The organism is Xenophilus arseniciresistens, assembly GCF_028023875.1.
Classification (GTDB): domain Bacteria; phylum Pseudomonadota; class Gammaproteobacteria; order Burkholderiales; family Burkholderiaceae_C; genus Xenophilus; species Xenophilus arseniciresistens.
Genome location: NZ_JAQIPB010000005.1, coordinates 59439 through 80033, shown reverse-complemented (window position 1 = coordinate 80033; position 20595 = coordinate 59439). Strand labels below are relative to the sequence as shown.

General features: G+C 66.6%; 21 protein-coding genes and 1 tRNA gene. 5 read left to right on the top strand and 17 right to left on the bottom strand.

The features are described from left to right. Positions 1-9: 9 nt before the first annotated feature. From nuoH to PGB34_RS12635, 16 genes are all read right to left on the bottom strand, one after another. Positions 10-1086 carry an NADH-quinone oxidoreductase subunit NuoH gene (nuoH, locus tag PGB34_RS12710; protein ID WP_271428467.1) on the bottom strand — a complete coding sequence of 359 codons (1077 nt, stop codon included), beginning with the start codon at positions 1084-1086 and terminating at the stop codon, positions 10-12. Beyond that, positions 1083-3275 (bottom strand): NADH-quinone oxidoreductase subunit NuoG, encoded by a 2193-nt coding sequence (nuoG, locus tag PGB34_RS12705; protein ID WP_271428466.1) that lies wholly within the window; start codon positions 3273-3275, stop codon positions 1083-1085. The genes nuoH and nuoG overlap by 4 nt, the downstream gene beginning before the upstream one ends. Positions 3276-3303: 28 nt before the next feature. Next, complete coding sequence (gene nuoF / locus PGB34_RS12700) at positions 3304-4662, bottom strand: NADH-quinone oxidoreductase subunit NuoF (protein WP_271428465.1); 1359 nt, start codon at positions 4660-4662, stop codon at positions 3304-3306. Next, positions 4662-5210, bottom strand: a complete 549-nt coding sequence (locus PGB34_RS12695; protein ID WP_271428464.1) for an NADH-quinone oxidoreductase subunit NuoE family protein — start codon at positions 5208-5210, stop codon at positions 4662-4664. The genes nuoF and PGB34_RS12695 overlap by 1 nt, the downstream gene beginning before the upstream one ends. Continuing rightward, positions 5207-6460, bottom strand: a complete 1254-nt coding sequence (locus PGB34_RS12690) for an NADH-quinone oxidoreductase subunit D (protein WP_271428463.1) — start codon at positions 6458-6460, stop codon at positions 5207-5209. Before PGB34_RS12690 ends, PGB34_RS12695 begins: the two co-directional genes overlap by 4 nt. A 24-nt stretch (positions 6461-6484) precedes the next feature. Beyond that, on the bottom strand, positions 6485-7093 hold the full coding sequence (locus PGB34_RS12685; RefSeq protein ID WP_271428462.1) for an NADH-quinone oxidoreductase subunit C: 609 nt from the start codon (positions 7091-7093) through the stop codon (positions 6485-6487). Positions 7094-7100: 7 nt separating this feature from the next. Further along, on the bottom strand, positions 7101-7583 hold the full coding sequence (locus tag PGB34_RS12680; RefSeq protein ID WP_017756931.1) for a NuoB/complex I 20 kDa subunit family protein: 483 nt from the start codon (positions 7581-7583) through the stop codon (positions 7101-7103). A 32-nt stretch (positions 7584-7615) separates the two neighbouring features. After that, the gene (locus tag PGB34_RS12675; protein WP_271428461.1) at positions 7616-7975 is read right to left on the bottom strand and encodes an NADH-quinone oxidoreductase subunit A; all 360 of its coding nucleotides are present in this window, start codon (positions 7973-7975) and stop codon (positions 7616-7618) included. 72 nt (positions 7976-8047) lie between these two features. Then, positions 8048-8132: transfer RNA gene (locus PGB34_RS12670), tRNA-Leu, on the bottom strand. 128 nt (positions 8133-8260) lie between these two features. After that, complete coding sequence (secG, locus tag PGB34_RS12665) at positions 8261-8665, bottom strand: preprotein translocase subunit SecG (RefSeq protein WP_271428460.1); 405 nt, start codon at positions 8663-8665, stop codon at positions 8261-8263. Between the two features lie 37 nt (positions 8666-8702). Beyond that, on the bottom strand, positions 8703-9458 hold the full coding sequence (gene tpiA, locus PGB34_RS12660; RefSeq protein ID WP_271428459.1) for a triose-phosphate isomerase: 756 nt from the start codon (positions 9456-9458) through the stop codon (positions 8703-8705). Positions 9459-9471: 13 nt separating this feature from the next. Next, on the bottom strand, positions 9472-10458 hold the full coding sequence (locus PGB34_RS12655; protein WP_271428458.1) for an NAD(P)H-quinone oxidoreductase: 987 nt from the start codon (positions 10456-10458) through the stop codon (positions 9472-9474). A gap of 68 nt (positions 10459-10526) precedes the next feature. Next, complete coding sequence (gene pnp / locus PGB34_RS12650; protein WP_271428457.1) at positions 10527-12854, bottom strand: polyribonucleotide nucleotidyltransferase; 2328 nt, start codon at positions 12852-12854, stop codon at positions 10527-10529. Between the two features lie 215 nt (positions 12855-13069). Next, a complete protein-coding gene (gene rpsO, locus PGB34_RS12645) occupies positions 13070-13336 on the bottom strand; it encodes a 30S ribosomal protein S15 (RefSeq protein WP_271428456.1) in 267 nt (88 codons plus the stop codon). 128 nt (positions 13337-13464) lie between these two features. Beyond that, positions 13465-14631 (bottom strand): pyridoxal phosphate-dependent aminotransferase, encoded by a 1167-nt coding sequence (locus PGB34_RS12640; protein ID WP_271428455.1) that lies wholly within the window; start codon positions 14629-14631, stop codon positions 13465-13467. 69 nt (positions 14632-14700) lie between these two features. Continuing rightward, the gene (locus PGB34_RS12635; protein WP_271428454.1) at positions 14701-15984 is read right to left on the bottom strand and encodes a branched-chain amino acid ABC transporter substrate-binding protein; all 1284 of its coding nucleotides are present in this window, start codon (positions 15982-15984) and stop codon (positions 14701-14703) included. 131 nt (positions 15985-16115) lie between these two features. Here PGB34_RS12635 and PGB34_RS12630 point away from each other — a divergent pair, with 131 nt between their 5' ends. The 5 genes from PGB34_RS12630 (at position 16116) to PGB34_RS12610 (ending at position 19875) form a co-directional block, all read left to right on the top strand. Beyond that, positions 16116-16490 (top strand): Hsp20/alpha crystallin family protein, encoded by a 375-nt coding sequence (locus PGB34_RS12630; RefSeq protein WP_271428453.1) that lies wholly within the window; start codon positions 16116-16118, stop codon positions 16488-16490. A gap of 202 nt (positions 16491-16692) precedes the next feature. Continuing rightward, entirely contained in the window at positions 16693-16989 is a 297-nt protein-coding gene (locus PGB34_RS12625; RefSeq protein ID WP_271428452.1) for a ComEA family DNA-binding protein, read from the top strand. Positions 16990-17099: 110 nt separating this feature from the next. Next, complete coding sequence (locus PGB34_RS12620) at positions 17100-18065, top strand: TRAP transporter substrate-binding protein (protein WP_271428451.1); 966 nt, start codon at positions 17100-17102, stop codon at positions 18063-18065. 6 nt (positions 18066-18071) lie between these two features. Beyond that, on the top strand, positions 18072-18581 hold the full coding sequence (locus PGB34_RS12615; protein ID WP_271428450.1) for a TRAP transporter small permease: 510 nt from the start codon (positions 18072-18074) through the stop codon (positions 18579-18581). Then, positions 18574-19875, top strand: a complete 1302-nt coding sequence (locus PGB34_RS12610) for a TRAP transporter large permease (protein WP_271428449.1) — start codon at positions 18574-18576, stop codon at positions 19873-19875. The genes PGB34_RS12615 and PGB34_RS12610 overlap by 8 nt, the downstream gene beginning before the upstream one ends. On the opposite strand, the gene PGB34_RS12605 is transcribed toward PGB34_RS12610, so the two are convergent. After that, positions 19844-20590, bottom strand: a complete 747-nt coding sequence (locus tag PGB34_RS12605; protein ID WP_271428448.1) for an aspartate/glutamate racemase family protein — start codon at positions 20588-20590, stop codon at positions 19844-19846. The genes PGB34_RS12610 and PGB34_RS12605 overlap by 32 nt on opposite strands. Positions 20591-20595: the final 5 nt, after the last annotated feature.

The window sequence follows — 20595 nt, the reverse complement described above, 5'->3', positions numbered from 1 at the left end:
GTCCTGAGCTCAATGCCAGATGTTCCAGGGCGTCTGCATCCAGCCCCCGACCAGCAGCAGCCACACCAGGGTGACCGGAATGAAGATCTTCCAGCCCAGACGCATGATCTGGTCGTAACGGAAGCGCGGGAAGGTGCCGCGGATCCAGATGAACAGCGACAGCACGAAGAAGGTCTTGATGCCCAGCCAGATCCAGCCCGGGATGAAGTCCAGGAAGCCCACCGGCGAGAGCCAGCCGCCCAGGAACATCAGCACGGCCAGGATGGACACAAGCCACATGCTGGCGTATTCGGCCAGGAAGAAGATCGCGAAGCCCATGCCCGAGTACTCGACCATGTGACCGGCCACGATTTCAGCTTCGCCTTCCACCACGTCGAAGGGGTGGCGGTTGGTTTCGGCCACGCCCGAGATCAGGTAGACGATGAAGATGGGCAGCAGCGGCAGCCAGTTCCACGACAGGATGGACAGGCCCATGTCGGCGAAGGTGCCCTTGCCCTGCGAGGCGACGATCTCGCCCAGCTGCAGGCTGCCCGACACCATGATCACGACCACGAAGCAGAAGCCCATGGCGATTTCATAGCTCACCATCTGGGCCGATGCGCGCAGCGCGCCCAGGAAGGCGTACTTCGAGTTCGAGGCCCAGCCCGCGATGATCACGCCGTACACCTCGATGGAGGTGATGGCCATGATCAGCAGAAGACCGGCGTTGACGTTGGCGATGATCGCCTCGGGGCCGAATGGAATGGCCACCCAGGCTGCAAGCGCCGGCATGATGGCCATGACCGGGCCCAGGCGGAACAGGCCACCCGCGGCTGCCGTCGGGTTGATCAGCTCCTTGGTCAGCAGCTTCACCGCGTCGGCGATGGGCTGCAGCAGGCCGAAGGGGCCCACGCGGTTGGGGCCGTGGCGCACCTGGATCCAGCCGAGGAACTTGCGCTCCCACAGCGTGGCGTAGGCCACCGCGCCCAGCACGGGCAGCAGCACGGCGATGATCTTGACCAGGGCCCACAGCACGGGCCAGACCACCGAGCTCCACCAGCTGGCGCTCACGGCGCCCTGGCCGAAGGTATACAGCGCGTCGATCATGCCGTCACCTCCTCGGCGCGCAGGTCTGCATGGCTGTGAGCAGCCACGGCGTTGCCCTTGCGGCCATCGGCCGTCAGTTGCAGCGAAGGCGCACGGCGCACCAGGCCATCGAGTTCATAGATGGCGGCCGTGACCGGCTCGGCGGCGGCAGCGGCCGGTGCCGACAGGTCCAGGCCCTCGGCCGCGCGATTGCTCAGGCGTTCGGCGGGAATGGCCGCCACGCCGTCTGCGCCCACGCCGGCCTGCAGCTTGGCCAGCACGTCCTGCGAGGTTTCGAAGTCGAAGCCCTGCAGACCCAGCAGGTTGCCCAGCACGCGCAGCACCTTCCAGCCCGGACGCGTTTCGCCCAGCGGCTTGACCACGGCGTGGAAGCTCTGGATGCGGCCTTCGGCGTTGGCAAAGCTGCCCGAGGTCTCGGTGAACGGGGCGATGGGCAGCAGCACGTCGCTGAATTCCAGGTTGCTCTTGAAGGGGCTCAAGGTCACGACCATCTGGGCCTGGCCCAGGGCCTGAGCGGCGCGCAGACCTGCGGCGCTGTCGAAAGCCGGTTCGTTGTTCAGCAGGATGGCAGCCTTCAGGCCGCCAGCCAGCATCTGGCCGGCGTTCAGGCCACCGGCCTGCGGCCAGGCGCCGACCCATTGCGCGCCCACGGTGTTGGCGGCTTCGCTGAGGTAGCCCACGCTGGCACCGGTGGCCTGCGCGATCCAGTTGGCCAGGGCCAGCAGGCGTTCGGCATCGGCATGGTGCGCAGCGGCGTTGCCCAGCAGCACAGCCTTGTTCTCACCCGAAAGCAGCGACTGCGCGACGGCGCGTGCGGCGTCATGCGCCTGGCCTGCAGCGGGCGCATTGGCGCCCGTCTCGGCAGCCACGGCTGCGGCCACATCGGCCAGGGCCTGGAACCAGTCACCAGCTTCGGCCTTGAGCGTGGTGCCCAGGGTCATGGCCCATGCGCTGGCATCGCTCAGTTGCGCACACGAGGCGATCGCATGCACCTTGGCACCCTTGCGGGCCGCCTGGCGGATGCGCTGCGCGAACAGCGGGTGTTCCTTGCGCAGGTTGCTGCCCACGACCAGCACGCGCTGCAGCTCCGACAGCGAAGCCACGGAAGTGCCCAGCCAGCGCACGCCGCCCGCGGCGCGGAACTCTGCATGGCGCAGGCGGTGGTCGATGTTGTCGCTGCCCAGGCCGCGCACCAGCGCGCCGGCCAGAGACAGCTCTTCGAGCGTGCTGTGCGGGCTGACCAGCGCGCCGATGGCCGAAGCGCCATGGTCGGTCTTGATCTGCTTGAGGCCGTTGGCCACGTATTCCAGCGCGGTCTGCCAGTCCACGGTCTGCCATTGGCCGCCCTGCTTGAGCATGGGCTGCGTCAGGCGCTCTTCGCCGTTGAGCGCTTCGTAGGAGAAGCGGTCGCGGTCGGCGATCCAGCATTCGTTGACGGCGTCGTTTTCCAGCGGCACCACGCGCATCACGCGGCTGTTCTTGACCTGCACGATCAGGTTCGCGCCGGTGGAATCATGCGGGCTGACCGATTTGCGGCGGCTCAGCTCCCAGGTGCGGGCGCTGTAGCGGAAGGGCTTGCTGGTCAACGCGCCCACCGGGCAGATGTCGATCATGTTGCCCGACAGCTCGGAGTCCACCGTGTCGCCCACCACCGTGGTGATCTCGGAATGTTCACCGCGGTGAATCATGCCCAGTTCCATGATGCCGGCCACTTCCTGGCCGAAGCGCACGCAGCGGGTGCAGTGGATGCAGCGGCTCATCTCCTCCATGGAGATCAGCGGGCCCACGTCCTTGTGGAACACCACGCGCTTTTCTTCCTCGTAGCGCGAGGAGGAACCGCCGTAGCCCACGGCCAGATCCTGCAGCTGGCATTCGCCGCCCTGGTCACAGATGGGGCAGTCCAGCGGGTGGTTGATCAGCAGGAATTCCATGACCGACTGCTGGGCCTTGATGGCCTTGTCGGACTTGGTGCGCACGATCATGCCCTGCGTCACGGGCGTGGCGCAGGCTGGCATCGGCTTGGGCGCCTTTTCCACGTCCACCAGGCACATGCGGCAGTTGGCCGCGATGCTGAGCTTCTTGTGGTAGCAGAAATGCGGGATGTAGGTGCCTGCCTTGTCGGCCGCATGCATGACCATGCTGCCTTCGGCGACTTCGACTTTCTTGCCGTCGAGTTCGATTTCGATCATGGGTGGTCTCTCGCCTCTCTCGCGCGGCTCAGGAGGCCTTGGCCTCGGTGGCGTCGTTGGCCTGGGCGGCCTGGCCGCCTGCAATCAGGGCCTCGAACTCGGGGCGGAAGTGCTTGATCATGGCCCGCACCGGCATCGCGGCGGCATCGCCGAGCGCGCAGATGGTGCGGCCCATGATGTTCAGGCCCACGTTGTCCAGCAGGTCGATGTCGGCCGGGCGGCCCTGGCCGTGGTCGATGCGATCCACCAGGCGCCACAGCCAGCCCGTGCCTTCGCGGCAGGGCGTGCACTGGCCGCAGGACTCGTGCATGTAGAAGTACGACAGCCGCTTGAGCGATTCGACCATCGAGCGGCTGTCATCCATCACGATGACGGCGCCCGAGCCCAGCATGGAGCCGGCCTTGGAGATGGAGTCGTAGTCCATCGTGCACGCCATCATGATGTCGGCGGGCAGCACCGGCGCCGACGAACCGCCGGGAATGACGGCCTTGAGCTTGCGGCCCGTGCGCACGCCACCCGCCAGCTCCAGCAGCTTGGCGAAGGGCGTGCCCATCGGCACTTCGTAGTTGCCGGGCTTGTTCACGTCGCCCGAGACCGAGAAGATCTTGGTGCCGCCGTTGTTGGGCTTGCCGCACTCGAGGTAGGCCTGGCCGCCGTTGCGGATGATCCAGGGCACCGCCGCGAAGGTCTCGGTGTTGTTGATCGTGGTGGGCTTGCCGTACAGGCCGAAGCTGGCCGGGAACGGCGGCTTGAAGCGCGGCTGGCCCTTCTTGCCTTCCAGCGATTCGAGCAGCGCGGTTTCCTCGCCGCAGATGTAGGCGCCGAAACCATGGTGCGCATGCAACTGGAAGCTGAAGGCGCTGCCCAGGATGTTGTCGCCCAGGAAGCCCGCGGCGCGCGCCTCTTCCAGTGCGGCTTCGAAGCGCTCGTAGACCTGGAAGATCTCGCCGTGGATGTAGTTGTAGCCCACCGAGATGCCCATGGCATACGCCGCGATCGCCATCCCTTCGATGACGATGTGCGGGTTGTACATGAGGATGTCGCGGTCCTTGCAGGTGCCGGGCTCGCCTTCGTCCGAGTTGCAGACCAGGTATTTCTGACCCGGGAACTGGCGGGGCATGAAGCTCCACTTCAGGCCCGTGGGAAAACCTGCGCCGCCGCGACCACGCAGGCCGGAGGCCTTGACCTCGGCGATCACCTGATCGGGCGTCAGGCCTTCGGTCAGGATCTTGCGCAGGGCTTCATAGCCGCCGCGCGCCTGGTAGTCGGCGATGGACCAGTTGTTGCCATCGAGGCCCGCATAGATCTGCGCGCCGATGTGGCGGTCGTGGAAGCAGGTCTGCACGCCCGTGGCGGCAAACTGCGCGAGGACTTGATCGGGCGTCATCACGGCTGCCCCTCCCCTGCCGGCACGCTCGCGCGCAGGCCTTCGATGAGCTGATCCAGCTTCTCGTTGCTCATGAAACTGCACATGGAGCGGTCATTGACCAGCATCACCGGCGAATCCGCGCAGGCGCCCAGGCATTCGCTTTGCTGCAGCGTGAACAGGCCGTCGGGCGTGGTCTCGCCCATCTGGATGCCGAGCTTCTTTTCCAGGTGATGCAGAGCCTGGTAGCCATCGCGCAACTGGCAGGGCAGATTGGTGCAGACGTTGAGCTTGAACTTGCCCACCGGCCGCTGGTTGTACATGTTGTAGAAGGTCGTGACTTCGCGCACGGCGATCTGCGGCATGTGCAGGTACATGGCGATGGCAGCTTCGTTCTCGTCGCTCACATAACCATAGACCTGCTGCACGATGGCCAGGCAGGCCATCACGGCCGACTGGCGGCCGGTGTCGTTGTCGGGGTACTTTGCCACCTCGCGCGCAAAGCGCGACAGCACGGCTTCGGGCAGTGCGGCGGGGGTGACGGGCGGTGTGTTGAGGGATCCGCTCATCGGTCGATCTCTCCGAAAACGATGTCCAGCGTGCCGATGATGGCCACGGTGTCGGCCAGCATGTGGCCGCGCGCCATCTCGTCCAGGGCAGCCAGGTGCACGAAACCTGGCGGACGGATCTTCAGGCGATAGGGCTTGTTCGCGCCGTCGCTCACCATGTAGATGCCGAACTCGCCCTTGGGGTGTTCCACGGCGGCATAGGCCTCGCCTTCGGGCACGCGGAAGCCTTCGGTGAAGAGCTTGAAGTGGTGGATCAACTCTTCCATGTTGGCCTTCATGGCCTCACGGGCGGGCGGCGCCACCTTGTGGTTGTCGGTGATCACGGGGCCGGGGTTGGCCTTGAGCCACTTCACGCACTGCTTGATGATGCGGTTGGACTGGTTCAGCTCTTCCATGCGCACCAGATAGCGGTCGTAGCAATCGCCGGTCTTGCCCACCGGGATGTCGAACTCCATCTGGTCGTACACGTCGTAGGGCTGCTGCTTGCGCAGGTCCCATGCCACACCCGATCCGCGCAGCATCGGCCCCGTCAGGCCCAGGTTCAGCGCGCGGTCGGCGTCCATCACGCCAATGCCCACGGTGCGCTGCTTCCAGATGCGGTTGTCGGTCAGCAGCGTGTGGTACTCGCCGAGGTAAGTGTCGAAGCGCGTCGTGAAGTCTTCGAGGAAGTCCAGCAGCGAGCCCTGGCGGTTCTCGTTCATGCGAGCGAGGGCCTTGGCGTTCTTGATCTTGCTGTGCTTGTACTGCGGCATGGTGTCCGGCAGGTCGCGGTACACGCCGCCCGGACGGAAATAGGCCGCGTGCATGCGCGCGCCCGACACGGCTTCGTAGGCGTCGAACAGGTCTTCGCGCTCGCGGAAAGCGTAGATCAGAATCGTGGAGCTGCCGCAGTCGTTGCCGTGCGAGCCGAGCCACATCAGGTGGTTCAGCATGCGCGTGATTTCCGAGAACATCACGCGGATGTACTGGGCGCGGATGGGCACCTCGATGCCCAGCAGCTTCTCGACGGCCAGGCAGTAGGCGTGCTCGTTGCACATCATCGAGACGTAGTCCAGGCGGTCCATGTAGGGCAGCGACTGGATGAAGGTCTTGTGCTCGGCCAGTTTTTCAGTGGCGCGATGCAGCAGGCCGATGTGGGGGTCGGCACGTTGCACCACTTCGCCATCGAGCTCGAGCACCAGGCGCAGCACACCGTGCGCGGCCGGGTGCTGGGGACCAAAGTTCAGCGTGTAGTTCTTGATTTCAGCCATGTTCGATCACTGACGCGTGGGCCTTCAGTGCAGGCCTCCGTAGTTGTCTTCGCGAATGATGCGCGGCGTGACTTCGCGCGGCTCGATGCTCACAGGCTGGTAGACCACGCGCTGCAATTCGGCGTCGTAGCGCATCTCCACATGGCCCGACAGCGGGAAGTCCTTGCGGAAGGGATGGCCGATGAAGCCGTAGTCGGTCAGGATGCGGCGCAGGTCGGGGTGGCCGTCGAAGACGATGCCGTAGAGGTCGAAGGCTTCGCGCTCGAACCAGTTGGCCGATGCCCAGAGGTCATTGACCGAGGCCAGGACCGGCAGGTCGTCGTCGGGGCAGAACACCTTCACGCGCACGCGCTGGTTCAGGCTCACCGACAACAGGTGAGAGACGGCGCAAAAGCGCGGGCCTTCCCAGGCCTCGTCGCGCCAGGCCGAATAGTCCAGCCCGCACAGGTCGATGAGCTGTTCGAACTTGCACTGTGGCGCATCGCGCAGCGTCTTCATCGCCTCGTGGTAGTGGCGCGCGTCCACCACCACCGTCACCTCGCCCAGCTCGAGCGAGATGCGCTTGAGCTTGTCGCCCAGGGCAGCTTCGATGTTGGCCTTCAGAACCTGAGGATCAATTGCAAATGCAGTCATGAAAACCTCAGGCGCGTGCAATGGTGTTGGTGCGGCGCACCTTCTGCTGCAGCTGGATGATCCCGTAGATCAGCGCCTCGGCCGTGGGCGGGCAGCCCGGCACGTAGACGTCGACCGGCACGATGCGGTCGCAGCCGCGCACCACGGAATAGCTGTAGTGGTAGTAGCCGCCGCCGTTGGCGCACGAGCCCATCGACAGCACCCAGCGCGGCTCGGCCATCTGGTCGTAGACCTTGCGCAGCGCAGGCGCCATCTTGTTGCACAGCGTGCCGGCCACGATCATCAGATCGGACTGGCGGGGGCTGGCGCGAAACACCTCGGCGCCGAAGCGGCCGATGTCGTAGCGCGCAGCGGCCGCGTGCATCATTTCGACTGCGCAGCAGGCCAGACCAAAGGTCATGGGCCACAGCGAGCCAGTCTTTGCCCAATTCACCACTGCGTCATAAGACGTGGTGATGAAACCTTCCTTGAATACACCTTCAATTGCCATGACCGAGCCTCTTTATCGCGACGAGCACCGACTCATTCCCAGTCGAGCGCACCCTTTTTCCATTCGTAGGCAAAGCCCACGACCAGGATCGCGAGAAACACCACAGCGGCCCAGAAACCCAGCGGACCCACTTCCTTGAAGGCCACGGCCCACGGAAAGAGGAATGCGATTTCGAGGTCGAACAGAATGAAGAGAATGGCGACGAGGTAATAGCGCACGTCGAACTGCATGCGCGCGTTCTCGAATGCTTCGAAGCCACACTCGTAGGGGGAGTTCTTTGCGGCGTCAGGCCGATTGGGCCCGAGCACATAGCCGAGAACCTGAGGCGCGATGCCTACAGCGATACCGACCAGAATGAACAACAGGACGGGAAGGTAGGAATCGAGGTTCATCGGGGGAGGTTCGCATCACCGCTGATCGCTGACAGGAACATGTTCCATTGCGGAACCCCTGCCAGCTGGATCTGGTGCCGTCGGCGAGACTCGAACTCGCACAGCTTTCGCCACTACCCCCTCAAGATAGCGTGTCTACCAATTTCACCACGACGGCGGTTTCTGCTGCCCGGATGGCATGAGGAACCCTGGTTTTGCCAGGGCGTTTGGCTTTCCGGACAGCTTTAGAGTTTACCCTGAAAAGTGCCTCTCTTCAGCCAGCGCGAAGAGAAAGTGCACCTTCGTTCACTTGGCAGGAATCTGTGCCGGGTTGGTGGCCGGTGCAGCAGGTGCTGCCGGAGCCGGCTCAGCGCCGCCCGAGGGAATTTGCGAAGCGGAATTGGCCGGCGCTGCAGGCGCAGCCGGGGCCGTGACCGGCGCGCGCTCCAGCAGGCTGCCGCCGCCAGTCGGGCGCGCATTGCCGAAATAGGCCAGCGCCAGCGTGCTGGCAAAGAACACCGTGGCCAGCACCGCCGTGGTGCGGGACAGGAAGTTGGCGCTGCCGCTGGAGCCAAAGAGGCTGCCGGCGCTGCCGCTGCCAAAGGCCGCACCCATGTCGGCGCCCTTGCCATGCTGCAGCAGGATCAGGCCCACCATCACCACGGCCGCGATGATCTGCACGGCCAACAAGATATTCAACATCACGTTCATTCGAGACTCCAAGTGCGTGCGCGCAACCCAAAAGGGCTCAACGCGCCGCGGAAATGATCTGCAGGAAATCAGGCGCCTTCAGCGCTGCGCCGCCGATGAGGCCACCGTCGATGTCGGGCTGCGCCAGCAATGCCTGCGCATTGCCCGCGTTCATGCTGCCGCCATAGAGGATGCGCACGCGCGCGGCTGCCTCGGCCGAGGCATGCGCCAGTTGCGCCCGCAGCACGGCATGCACGGCCTGCGCCTGCTCCGGCGAGGCCGTCTTGCCCGTGCCGATGGCCCAGACGGGTTCGTAGGCCACCACGATTTCGCTGATGCAGTGGCCGTTGCTATGGATCACCGCAGCCAACTGACGGCGCACCACTTCCTCGGTCTGCCCGGCTTCGCGCTGCGCCAGCGTTTCACCCACGCACACGATGGGAGTGATGCCGGCAGCCAGCGCCGCGCCCGTCTTGGCGGCCACGGCTTCGTCGCTTTCGCCGTGGTACTGACGGCGCTCGGAATGGCCCACGATGGCATAGCGCACACCGAAGTCCTTGAGCATGCCCGCGGACTGCTCGCCCGTGTAGGCACCCTGTGCATGGGCCGAGAGGTCCTGCGCACCCAGCGCGATGGGGCAACCCGTCACCAGGGCCTGCACCTGCGCCAGATAGGGCGCGGGCACGCACACAGCGACGTCGCAGCCCGGCGCACCGATTTCCGCACGCAGGGCCTGCACCAGCGCCTCGTTGGCAGCCAGACTGCCATTCATCTTCCAGTTGCCCGCAATGAGCTTCTTCTTCACTTGATTCATCGTCAGGAGAAAGTCACCAGGTCAGCACGATCTTGCCGATGTGCTGGTTCGATTCCATGAGTTCATGGGCCTGCACCGCCTGCTCGGCGGCAAAGCGGCTGTGGATCACGGGCTTCACGCGGCCTGCCTCGATCAGCGGCCAGACCTTGTCGCGCAAGGCCGCGGCAATGGCTCCCTTGAAAGCCACGGGACGCGGCCGAAGGGTGGAGCCCGTGATCGTCAGGCGCCTGCGCAGCACCTGCCCCGCATTGAATTCGCTCTTCACACCCCCCTGCACGGCAATGATGACCAGCCGGCCATCGTCGGCCAGGCAGTCGATCTCGCGGGCCACATAGTCGCCCGCCACCATGTCCAGGATCACGTCGGCGCCGCGGCCATCGGTCAGGGCCTTGACCTCGGCCGAGAAGTCCTTCGTGCGGTAGTTGATCGCATGGTCGGCGCCCAGTTGCACACAGGCCGCGCACTTCTCGTCGCTGCCCGCCGTGGCAATGACCCTGGCGCCCAGCGCCTTGGCCAACTGGATCGCCGTGACGCCGATGCCGCTGGTGCCGCCCTGCACGAGCAGGGTCTCACCAGCCTGCAGGCGCCCGCGCTCGAACACGTTGCTCCACACGGTGAAGAAAGTCTCGGGCAGACAGGCAGCCGCGACATCGTCCAAGCCGGCCGGCACCGGCAGGCATTGCGCCACCGGCGCCACGCAAAGCTGCGCATAGCCGCCGCCGGCCACCAGCGCGCACACGTGCTGGCCAATCTGCAGGCCCGCGTCGGCCAGCGCCTTCGCGTCGCCCGCCACCACCTCGCCCGCCACCTCCAGGCCCGGCAGGTCCGAGGCGCCGGGCGGCACGGGGTAGTGCCCCATGCGCTGCAGCACGTCCGGCCGGTTGACGCCGCTGGCGGCCACGCGGATCAACAGCTCGCCCGGGCCCGCGACGGGATCGTCACGTTCGGTCAGGCGCAGCACGTCGGGCGCGCCGTAGGCAGAAATCTCGATGGCTTTCATGCGGTGGTCCAGGAAGGTGAGAGATCGGGCACCTGCGCCGTCGGCTGGCGACGCAGGCAAGACGCCGATCAGCCTTGCTGCGGCTCGCCCTGCTGCGGCGCCTGCTGCTGTTGCTGCTGCTCGGCGTCCACCGAAGGACGCTCGCCACGTTCACCACGCTCGCCGCGCGGCTGACGGTCTTCACGGGGCGGGCGGTCGCCGCGGTCGCCACGGTCGCGGCGCTCGCCACGGCCTTCGCGACCCTCGCGGTCTTCACGCGGAGGGCGGTCGCCGTACTCGGGCATGCCGGCCGGACGCTCGGCCAGGGCCTTCATCGACAGCTTGACGCGACCCTTGTCGTCGGTCTCCAGCACCTTGACCTTCACGATCTGGCCTTCCGACAGGTAGTCGGTGACCTTCTCGACGCGCTCATGCGCGATCTGGCTGATGTGCAGCAGGCCGTCCTTGCCGGGCAGCAGGTTGATCAGCGCGCCGAAGTCCAGGATCTTGGTGACCGGGCCTTCGTACACCTTGCCGATCTCGACTTCCGCCGTGATCTGCTCGATGCGCTGCTTGGTGGCTTCCGCGGCAGCCGGATCGGTCGACGCGATGGTGATGGTGCCGTCTTCGTCGATGTTGATCTGCGTGCCGAACTCTTCCTGCATGCCGCGGATCACCGCGCCGCCCTTGCCGATCACGTCGCGGATCTTTTCGGGGTTGATCTTGAGCGTGGTCAGGCGCGGCGCGAACTGCGACACCTCGGTCTTGGCCTCGCCCATCGCGTCCTGCATCTTGCCCAGGATGTGCATGCGCGCTTCCTTGGCCTGGCTCAGGGCGACCTGCATGATCTCCTTGGTGATGCCCTGGATCTTGATGTCCATCTGCAGGGCGGTGATGCCGTTGGTCGTGCCGGCCACCTTGAAGTCCATGTCGCCCAGATGATCTTCGTCGCCCAGGATGTCGGTCAGCACGGCGAACTTGTTGCCGTCCTTGATCAGGCCCATGGCGATGCCCGCCACATGTGCCTTCAGGGGCACGCCAGCGTCCATCATCGACAGGCAGCCACCGCACACCGAGGCCATCGACGAGGAGCCGTTGGATTCGGTGATCTCGGACACCACACGCACCGTGTAGGGGAACTCTTCCTTGCCCGGCAGCACCGCCACCAGGGCGCGCTTGGCCAGACGGCCATGGCCCACTTCGCGGCGCTTGGTGGAGCCCATGCGGCCCACTTCGCCGGTGGCGAAGGGAGGCATGTTGTAGTGGAACAGGAAGCGGTCTTCGAACTCGCCGGCCAGCGCGTCGATGCGCTGGGCGTCACGTTCGGTGCCCAGCGTGGTCACGACCAGCGCCTGGGTCTCGCCGCGCGTGAACAGGGCCGAGCCGTGGGTGCGCGGCAGCACGCTGTTGCGGATCTCGATGGGACGCACGGTGCGCGTGTCGCGGCCGTCGATGCGCGGCTCGCCCTGCAGGATCTGGCTGCGCACGATGTCGGCTTCGATCGCGAACAGCAGGTCGCTGACCTTGCCGGCATCGAATTCAGCGCCTTCGGCCTTCAGGGCTTCGAACACGCTGGCGTTGGCTTCGCGCAGGGCCTGGGTGCGGGCCTGCTTGCTGCGGATCTGGTAGACGGCGCGCAGCTTTTCTTCGGCCAGGCCCTTGATCTTGGCGATGAAGGGCTCGTCCTTGGCTTCGGGAGCCCAGGTGCCGTTCTCGATCCACAGCGGCTTGCCAGCGTCGCGGGTCAGTTCATGGATGGCCTCGATGGCCACCTTGCCCTGCTCGTGGCCGAAGACCACGGCGCCCAGCATGATTTCTTCCGACAGCTGCAGCGCTTCGGACTCCACCATCAACACAGCGGCTTCGGTGCCGGCCACCACCAGGTCCATCTGCGAGTTCTTGCGCGCGGTCTGGCCGGGGTTGAGCACGTACTCGCCATTGATGTAGCCCACGCGGGCGGCACCGATGGGGCCGTTGAAGGGGATGCCCGACACGGACAGGGCCGCGCTGACGGCGATCATGGCCGCGATGTCGGCATCGACTTCGGGGTTCAGCGACACGGTGTGGATCACCACGTGCACTTCGTTGAGGAAGCCTTCGGGGAACAGCGGGCGGATCGGGCGGTCGATCAGGCGGCTGGTCAGCGTCTCGAGCTCGCTGGGCTTGGCTTCACGCTTGAAGAAGCTGCCCGGGATCTTGCCGGCGGCGTAGGTCTTCTCGATGTAGTCGACCGTCAGCGGGAAGAAGTCCTGGCCGGGCTTGGCGGACTTGGAGGCAACCACGGTGGCCAGCACCACGGTGCCTTCGATATCGACCAGCACGGCGCCGGTGGCCTGGCGGGCGATCTCGCCCGTTTCCATGACGACGGTCTTGTCGCCCCACTGGAAGGTCTTGGTGACTTTGTTGAAGAGGCTCATTGAAGGGCTCCTGTGTAGTGAGCGCGGGTCATGCCCGCAGAAGGCGGAGCGCCTGACAGAACACGATGCCATTCCAGCGGATGTCGCGCCGGCGCCGGGCGCCGGGCGGGCTCGACAGCCCCTGGAATGACACAGCTTCGCTCTGTTTTGCGGCTCCGAAGTAAAAAACGCCTGAGCTAGCGCGCTAACTCAGGCGTTCTCGCAAAGACTGGCGCTTACTTGCGCAGACCCAGCTTGGCGATCAGGGCGGTGTACCGGTCGGCATCCTTGGACTTCAGGTAGTCCAGCAGCTTGCGACGACGGCTCACCATGCGCAGCAGACCGCGACGGCCATGGTGGTCCTTGGCGTGCGTCTTGAAGTGGGGGGTGAGTTCGTTGATGCGAGCCGTCAGGATGGCGACCTGGACTTCCGGGCTGCCGGTGTCGTTGGCGGCGCGCGCGTTGTCCTTGACGATGTCTGCCTTGACTTGAGAGGCGATCATGATGAGATTTCCTGTTCCGCTATGTTTGACTTGCGGCGTGCGCTGGAACTGCACGCGCCGTGCGCTTTGCGAAATGCAAAACCGGGGGATTATAGCGCGAGCGGGCAAGCTGCCCTGACGGGGCCCGCTCAGCCCCTGCCCTGCGCCACCAGCCAGGCCCGCAGGCGCCGCACACCCTCCTCCAGCCGCGCCGGCTCGCGCGAGGCAAAGCACCAGCGCAGCCAGCCCTGGGCCTCGGGCGCGAAGGCGTTGCCGGGCGCCAGGCCCAGCCCGGCCTCGGCCACCAGGCGCTTGGCCACCTGCAGCGAATCGTCGAAACCCGCCAGCCTGAAGAAGGCATACATGCCGCCGGGCGGGCTTTGCACCTGCACGCCCGGCACCGCAGCCAGCAGCGGCAACAGCGTGTCCCGGCAGCGGCGCAGGTGCGCCACCACCCGCGGCGTGATCTCTTCGGCCTGCGCCAGGGCCGCCAGCCCGGCGCGTTGCGTGAACACGCTGGTGCAGGAGGTGTTGAACTCGATGAGCTTGCCCATGGCATCGACCAGCGCGGGCGGCATCACCAGCCAGCCCAGGCGCCAGCCGGTCATCAGGAAGCTCTTGGAAAAGCTGTGCGCCACCACCAGGCGGTCCTCGGGCGCGGCAATGTCCAGGAAACTGGGCGCGCAACCCGTGGCCGAGTCCTCGTAGTAGAGCCGCTCGTAGACCTCGTCGGCGAGGATCCAGGTGCCGGTGCGTCGGCAATGCGCCAGGATGGCCTCCTGCTGCGCGCGCGTCAGGGTCCAGCCCGTGGGGTTGTTGGGCGCGTTGACGATCAGCAGGCGCGTGGTCGGCGTGATGGCGTTCAGCAGCGCCTGCAGATCGAGCTGCCAGGCGCCGTCCTGCGGCTGCAGCGGCACGCAGCGCACCTGCGCGCCCAGGATGGCGGGCTGGGCCGTGAGGTTGGGCCAGACCGGCGTGACCGCGACCACCTCGTCGCCCGCGTCCACCAGCGCCTGCACGGCCAGCATCAGGGCGCTCACGCCGCCCGACGTGACCGCGATGCGCGAGGCGTGGACGGGCCCATGCAGCGCGCTGGCATAGGCCGCGATGGCCTCGCGCAGCTCGGGCAGGCCCAGGTTGTGGGCGTAGAAGGTCTCGCCGCGCTCGATGGATTCGATGGCCGCCCGTCGCACGCTTTCGGGCGTCACTTCGTCGCCTTCACCGAACCAGAAGGCCAGCACGTTGTCGCGTCCCAGGCCGGCATTGGCCACCTCGCGGATCTTGGAGGCTTCGAGGTTCTGGACGGCAGTGCGCATGATGGGCGACAAATCAGAAAAGGCAGACGAAGCCGGCGAGCATAGCGCCGCGGCCGTCAACCCGCGTTCTCAGGCGGGCCGCTCCATGCGGCAGCTGTGCGGCATCTGCGCCTGCGCAGGCGCGATGTCCTTGATCACGCGAAAGCCGTAGCCCGAGCCTTCCACGTCGAAGTCCACGCCCGGGCTGCCCTGCCGGTCCATCACCCCCACGACCAGCGGTTGCTGGAACTGGTGGTCCGCGGCGCGCATGTGGCCGCTGCGTCCGGCCAGGCTGACCTTGGCCTTTTCCATCTGCCAGGCCACGGCGGCCACCTCGGTGCTGCGCGCCTGCGCCACGGACTGCGCCAGCGCCTCGACCAGCAGCTGCATGCGCATGTGCACATAGTCGTCGGCCGGATTGGGAAAGCGCGTGCGGAAGGCCCGGTAGAAGGCCGCCGACTCCGCGGTGGGCACGTTGGGCAGCCAGTCGGCCACCGCGATCACCTTGCCCACGCCGGCATCGCCCAGCGCCGCCGGCGCGCCCAGCGCGTTGCCGTAGAAGGTGTAGAACTTGCCCTCGAAGCCGACTTCGCGCGCAGCCTTCACGAGCAGCGTGAGGTCGTTGCCCCAGTTGCCCGTGATCACGGCCTGCGCGCCGCTGGCCTTGATCTTGACCGCGTAGGGCGCGAAGTCCTTGACGCGGCCCATCGGGTGCAGCTCCTCGCCCACGATGCGCACATCGGGCCGCAGCTGCCCGAGTTGACGCCTGGATTCGCGCAGCACGGCCTGGCCGAAGCTGTAGTCCTGCCCGATCAGGTAGGCCGCCTGCACGCCGCGGTCGTCCTTGAGCACGTCCATAAGCGCCGTCACGCGCATGTCGGCATGGGCATCGAAGCGGAAGTGCCAGAAGCTGCAGCGCTCGTTGGTGAGCACCGGATCCACCGCCGAATAGTTGAGGAACAGCGCCTGGCGCGAGGGGTTGCGCTCGTTGTGCTTGGCCAGGCCGTCGAGCAGGGCCGCGGCCGTGGCCGAGGAGTTGCCCTGCAGCACGGCCAGGGCGCCGCCGTCGAGCGCCGCGCGCATCGCCGACAGGGCCTCGTCGTTCTGGCCCTTGCTGTCGTAGCGGTCCAGTTGCAGGGGCCGGGCGCCGCCGGGCAGCGCGATGCCACCGCGCGCATTGACGCGCTCCACGGCCCACAGCAGGTTGCGGTAGACGGCCTCACCGGTGTTGGCGAAGGGCCCGCTCAAGCTCTCGACCAGCGCCAGCCGGATGGGCGCGGGCGATTGGGCCTGCACACGCGTGATCGTGGCCGCGCCTAGCGCCGCAGCGCCGGATTTCAAGACCTGACGACGCGAAAAAAGAGGAAGGGACATGCTCTTGAAAAGGCTGGCGAGGGGGCCTAGATGGTCCCCAAGCGGCACCGCGTGACAACAAGGGCCGCGCAGTGTACGGGACGCACATTGCCTGTCCCCTTCGTCCATTTCGGCTTTCAAGGAGATTGATCATGTTCTTCGCACCTGCTCTGCGCAGCCGCGCTTTCGTTGCTCCCCGCAGCTTTGACCGCAACTTCGAGCGCTTCGTCAACGAGGCTTTCGTCGGCGCCCGCCGCAGCCTGGACGTCCAGGAAGACGACAAGGGCTGGACCCTGAGCCTGGACGTGCCCGGCATCGCCCGCGAACAGCTGAACATCGGCATCGAAGGTGCCGTGGTCCGCATCGAAACGCTGGCCGACGCGGCCCGCCAGTACAAGGCGGCCTACGAGCTGCCCCAGGAGATCGATGCAGCCGCCAGCGAAGCGCGTCTGGAAAATGGCGTGCTCGTGCTCAAGCTGGCCAAGCTTGCACCGGTCAACAAGACCGTCTCGCTGACGATCCAGTAAGCACGGCTTGCCGCGGGCGCCTGAAGCGCGCCGCCTCGGCATGCAACGGCCACCCTTGGCGGTGGCCGTTGTCGTTTGTGCGCCGCGATGCGCACTGCGTCACGGCGGCCCGGCCGGCTTCGCTTGACCCGCCGGCCTTGCGCCGCTTTGATCGCGATCTGCGGCCGCGCCGGCCCATCCACGCAATCAGGGAGTCATCACCATGCGAACCAGCAGAGTCATCGCCTTCGGCCTGTGGGCCATGAGTGCCAGCCTGGCACTGGCGGCCGTGGACGCGAACAAGGGCACAGCCGCCGAGTTCGATGGCCTGCCGGGTGTCGGGCCCGCGCTGTCCCAGCGCATCCTCGACGCGCGCAAGCAAGGCGAGTTCAAGGATTGGTACGACTTCATGGCCCGGGTCAAGGGCGTGAAGGAAAAGGCGGCGCACAAGCTGTCGGGCGCCGGTCTGACCGTCAATGGCAGGCCCTATCCGTCCAGCGTGCCCGCAGCCCCTCGCTAACGCAACAGCCGCGCGCAACAAGCACGCGACAGGGTTGCCCCCGAGTGGTGGCGCGATATTTGCTCCGTATGCTTCCTTCGCTTCGTGATGACTTCCCTACCGGAGATTGCATGCGCACCCAAACCGTTCTTGCCCTGTCTGCACTGGCCTTCGCGGGCTCGACCCTGGCCCAGACCAAGTGGGACCTTCCCTCGGCCTATCCGGCCAGCAACTACCACACGGCCAACCTCACGCAGTTCGCCACCGACGTGGACAAGGCCACGGGCGGCAAGCTCAAGATCACCGTGCATGCCAATGCCTCGCTGTTCAAGGCGCCAGAGATCAAGCGCGCCGTGCAGGGCGGGCAGGCCCAGGCGGGCGAAATCCTTCTGGTGAACTTCCAGAACGAGTGGCAGGTCTTCGGCGCCGACGGCCTGCCCTTCCTGGCCGACAGCTACGACGCCGCCTGGAAGCTGTACCAGGCCCAGAAGCCGCTTCTGGACAAGAAGCTGGGCGAGCAGGGCATGGCCCTGCTCTACACGGTGCCCTGGCCGCCGCAGGGCATCTATGTGAAAAAGCCGATCCAGGCCGCCGCCGACCTCAAGGGCGTGAAGTGGCGCGCCTACAGCCCGGCCACCGCGCGCATCGCCGAGCTGGTGGGCGCGCAGCCGGTCACGGTGCAGGCCGCCGAGCTCTCGCAGGCCATGGCCACGGGCGTGGTCGAGTCGTACATGTCCTCGGGCTCCACGGGCTTCGACACCAAGACCTACGAGCACATCAAGTACTGGTACGACACGCAGGCCTGGCTGCCCAAGAACGCCGTCATCGTCAACAAGGCGGCGCTCGATGCGCTGGACGCGCCGACCAAGACCGCCGTGCTCAAGGCCGCAGCCGATGCCGAGACCCGAGGCTGGGCCGCCTCGAAGAAGGAAAACACCGACACGCAGGAAAAGCTCAAGGCCAACGGCATGAACATCCTGCCGCCGCCGGCCCAGCTCAAGGCCGACATGGCCAAGGTGGGCGACACCATGCTCAAGGAGTGGCTGGACAAGGCCGGCGCCGACGGCAAGGCCCTGATCGACGCCTACCGCAAGTAAGTGCCGGTGCGCCGACTGCTCGATGCGCTCTATGACGGCGCCGCCTGGCTGGCGGCGCTGTTCATGGTGGCGCTGCTCATCGCCGTGCTGCTGTCCATCCTCGGGCGGCAGTTCCACTTCAACATCGCGGGCATCGATGCCTATGCCGGCTACCTGATGGCCGCGGCCGGCTTCCTGGCGCTGGCGCACACGCTCAAGCGCGGCGAACACATCCGCGTGACCCTGCTCATCAACGCGCTGCGCGGCGGCGCGCGCAAGGGGCTCGAAGTCTGGTCGCTGGCCATGGCCGCGCTGCTGGCGCTGCTGTTCGCCTTCTACAGCTGCCGCTTGGTCTGGCAGTCGCATGCCTTCCACGACATCTCCACCTCCAACGACGCCACGCCGCTGTGGATCCCACAACTGGCCATGGCCGTGGGCACGGTGATCTTCGCGATCGCCTTCCTCGACGAGCTGGTGCTGGAGCTGCGCGGCCGGCGCGTGCAGGCGGCCAGCGGGGAGGCGCTGCGCAATGAATGAGCTCGCCGTCACCGCCCTGCTGGTGCTGTCGCTGTTCCTGATCCTGGGCAGCGGCGTCTGGATCGGCCTGACGCTCTCGGGCGTGGCCTGGATCGGCATGCAGCTGTTCTCGGCGCGTCCGGCGGGCGATGCCATGGCCGTGACCATCTGGGGCTCGGCCTCGAGCTGGACGCTCACGGCGCTGCCGCTGTTCGTGTGGATGGGCGAAATCCTGTTCCGCACGCGGCTCTCGCAGGACATGTTCAAGGGCCTGTCGCCATGGATGCAGGCCCTGCCCGGGCGGCTGCTGCACACCAACGTGGTCGGCTGCACCATCTTCGCGGCGGTGTCGGGCTCCAGTGCAGCCACCTGCGCCACCATCGGCAAGATGACGCTGCCCGAACTCAAGCGCCGCGGCTACCCCGATCACATGGTCGTGGGCACGCTGGCCGGGGCCAGCACACTGGGCCTGCTGATTCCGCCGTCCATCATCATGATCGTCTATGGCGTGGCGGCCGAGGTCTCGATCGCGCGGCTGTTCATCGCGGGCGTGGTGCCGGGGCTGGTGCTGGGGCTGCTGTTCTCGGGCTACATCGCGCTGTGGGCGCTGCGCAACCCGCAGCTCGTGCCCGCGGCCGACGCCAAAACCACCTTCGTGCAGAAGCTCGCGGCCTCGCGCAGCCTGATCCCGGTGGTGCTGCTGATCGTGGCCGTGCTGGGCTCCATCTACGCGGGCATCGCCACCGCCACCGAGGCTGCGGCGCTGGGCGTGGTGGGCTCGCTGATCATCTCGGCCGCGCAGGGCTCGCTGTCGTGGGCCACCTTCCGCGACGCGCTGCTGGGCGCCACCCGGCTGTACTGCATGATCGCGCTGATCCTCGCCGGCGCGGCCTTCCTCACGCTGTCCATGGGCTACATCGGCCTGCCGCGCCATCTGGCCGAATGGATCGCCACGCTGGGACTGACGCAGGGGCAACTGATCGCGGTGCTCGCGATCTTCTTCATCATCCTGGGCTGCTTCCTCGACGGCATTTCCATGGTGGTGCTGACCATGGGCGTGCTGATGCCCACCGTGCAGAAGGCCGGCATCGACCCGATCTGGTTCGGCATCTTCATCGTGCTGGTGGTCGAGATGGCGCAGATCACGCCGCCCGTGGGCTTCAACCTGTTCGTGCTGCAGGGCATGACGGGCCGCGAACTGCCCTGGATCGCCAAGGTCGCCGCACCCATGTTCGCGCTGATGTGCCTGGCCGTGCTGCTGATCTACCTGTTCCCGGGCCTGGTCACCTGGCTGCCGCAGCAGATGATGAGTTGATGATGGCTGCGCGCAGCACCGCATCGTCCAGCAGCGAAAGGCAGCGCCAGCCGGTGGCCGCGGCCAGGGCCGCCGCGTAGGGCGGCAGGTTGGTGCATTCCAGCACCAGGGTTTGCAGCCGTGGCTCGCGCTCTTGCAGCGCTCGAGCTGCGGCCACCACCTCGGCTTGTGCACGTGCCAGCTCCAGCGCAGGCGCATTGCCCAGAATGGCCTGCACGAAGTGGCTGGCCGGATCCACGCCCTGCACCCGCACATCGTCCAGACGCGCCGCCGGCACGCCCGCAGCCAGCAGGTGCGCTGGTGTCAACGCCTGCGCGCTGATGGTCAGCACGCCGACCTGCGGTTCCTGCCGGAGCAAGGCCGGCAGCTGCAACAGGCTGGAGCTGCGCACCGGCACCTTCACGGCGGCCTGCAGCAGGTCCTGCAGCAGCACCAGAAAACCGCAGCTGGTGGTCACGGCGCAGGCGCCCTGCCGCTCCAGGGTCTGCACGGCATCCAGGAAGGCCGGCGCCATCGCGCGCAAGGCTTCGGGCGAGCCCACCACCTCGCGCGGCCAGGCGCCTGGCACGCGCAGTTGCTGCGTGACACAGCCGAAGCTGTGCGGATGGCCGATGTCGCCCAGCGGCCTGGGAAAGCGCGTGTCGAGCATGACCACGCCCAGGGCGCCGGCATGCGGCGCGGCTACAGTGCCGGCCTGACGATGATCAACAACCATCTTTC

Bases quoted from the DNA above. Each gene is read 5' to 3' on its own strand.
- nuoH (WP_271428467.1), bottom strand. From the start codon at position 1,086: ATGATCGACGCGCTGTATACCTTCGGCCAGGGCGCCGTGAGCGCCAGC.
- nuoG (WP_271428466.1), bottom strand. From the start codon at position 3,275: ATGATCGAAATCGAACTCGACGGCAAGAAAGTCGAAGTCGCCGAAGGC.
- nuoF (WP_271428465.1), bottom strand. From the start codon at position 4,662: ATGACGCCCGATCAAGTCCTCGCGCAGTTTGCCGCCACGGGCGTGCAG.
- PGB34_RS12695 (WP_271428464.1), bottom strand. From the start codon at position 5,210: ATGAGCGGATCCCTCAACACACCGCCCGTCACCCCCGCCGCACTGCCC.
- PGB34_RS12690 (WP_271428463.1), bottom strand. From the start codon at position 6,460: ATGGCTGAAATCAAGAACTACACGCTGAACTTTGGTCCCCAGCACCCG.
- PGB34_RS12685 (WP_271428462.1), bottom strand. From the start codon at position 7,093: ATGACTGCATTTGCAATTGATCCTCAGGTTCTGAAGGCCAACATCGAA.
- PGB34_RS12680 (WP_017756931.1), bottom strand. From the start codon at position 7,583: ATGGCAATTGAAGGTGTATTCAAGGAAGGTTTCATCACCACGTCTTAT.
- PGB34_RS12675 (WP_271428461.1), bottom strand. From the start codon at position 7,975: ATGAACCTCGATTCCTACCTTCCCGTCCTGTTGTTCATTCTGGTCGGT.
- secG (WP_271428460.1), bottom strand. From the start codon at position 8,665: ATGAACGTGATGTTGAATATCTTGTTGGCCGTGCAGATCATCGCGGCC.
- tpiA (WP_271428459.1), bottom strand. From the start codon at position 9,458: ATGAATCAAGTGAAGAAGAAGCTCATTGCGGGCAACTGGAAGATGAAT.
- PGB34_RS12655 (WP_271428458.1), bottom strand. From the start codon at position 10,458: ATGAAAGCCATCGAGATTTCTGCCTACGGCGCGCCCGACGTGCTGCGC.
- pnp (WP_271428457.1), bottom strand. From the start codon at position 12,854: ATGAGCCTCTTCAACAAAGTCACCAAGACCTTCCAGTGGGGCGACAAG.
- rpsO (WP_271428456.1), bottom strand. From the start codon at position 13,336: ATGATCGCCTCTCAAGTCAAGGCAGACATCGTCAAGGACAACGCGCGC.
- PGB34_RS12640 (WP_271428455.1), bottom strand. From the start codon at position 14,631: ATGCGCACTGCCGTCCAGAACCTCGAAGCCTCCAAGATCCGCGAGGTG.
- PGB34_RS12635 (WP_271428454.1), bottom strand. From the start codon at position 15,984: ATGTCCCTTCCTCTTTTTTCGCGTCGTCAGGTCTTGAAATCCGGCGCT.
- PGB34_RS12630 (WP_271428453.1), top strand. From the start codon at position 16,116: ATGTTCTTCGCACCTGCTCTGCGCAGCCGCGCTTTCGTTGCTCCCCGC.
- PGB34_RS12625 (WP_271428452.1), top strand. From the start codon at position 16,693: ATGCGAACCAGCAGAGTCATCGCCTTCGGCCTGTGGGCCATGAGTGCC.
- PGB34_RS12620 (WP_271428451.1), top strand. From the start codon at position 17,100: ATGCGCACCCAAACCGTTCTTGCCCTGTCTGCACTGGCCTTCGCGGGC.
- PGB34_RS12610 (WP_271428449.1), top strand. From the start codon at position 18,574: ATGAATGAGCTCGCCGTCACCGCCCTGCTGGTGCTGTCGCTGTTCCTG.
- PGB34_RS12605 (WP_271428448.1), bottom strand. From the start codon at position 20,590: ATGGTTGTTGATCATCGTCAGGCCGGCACTGTAGCCGCGCCGCATGCC.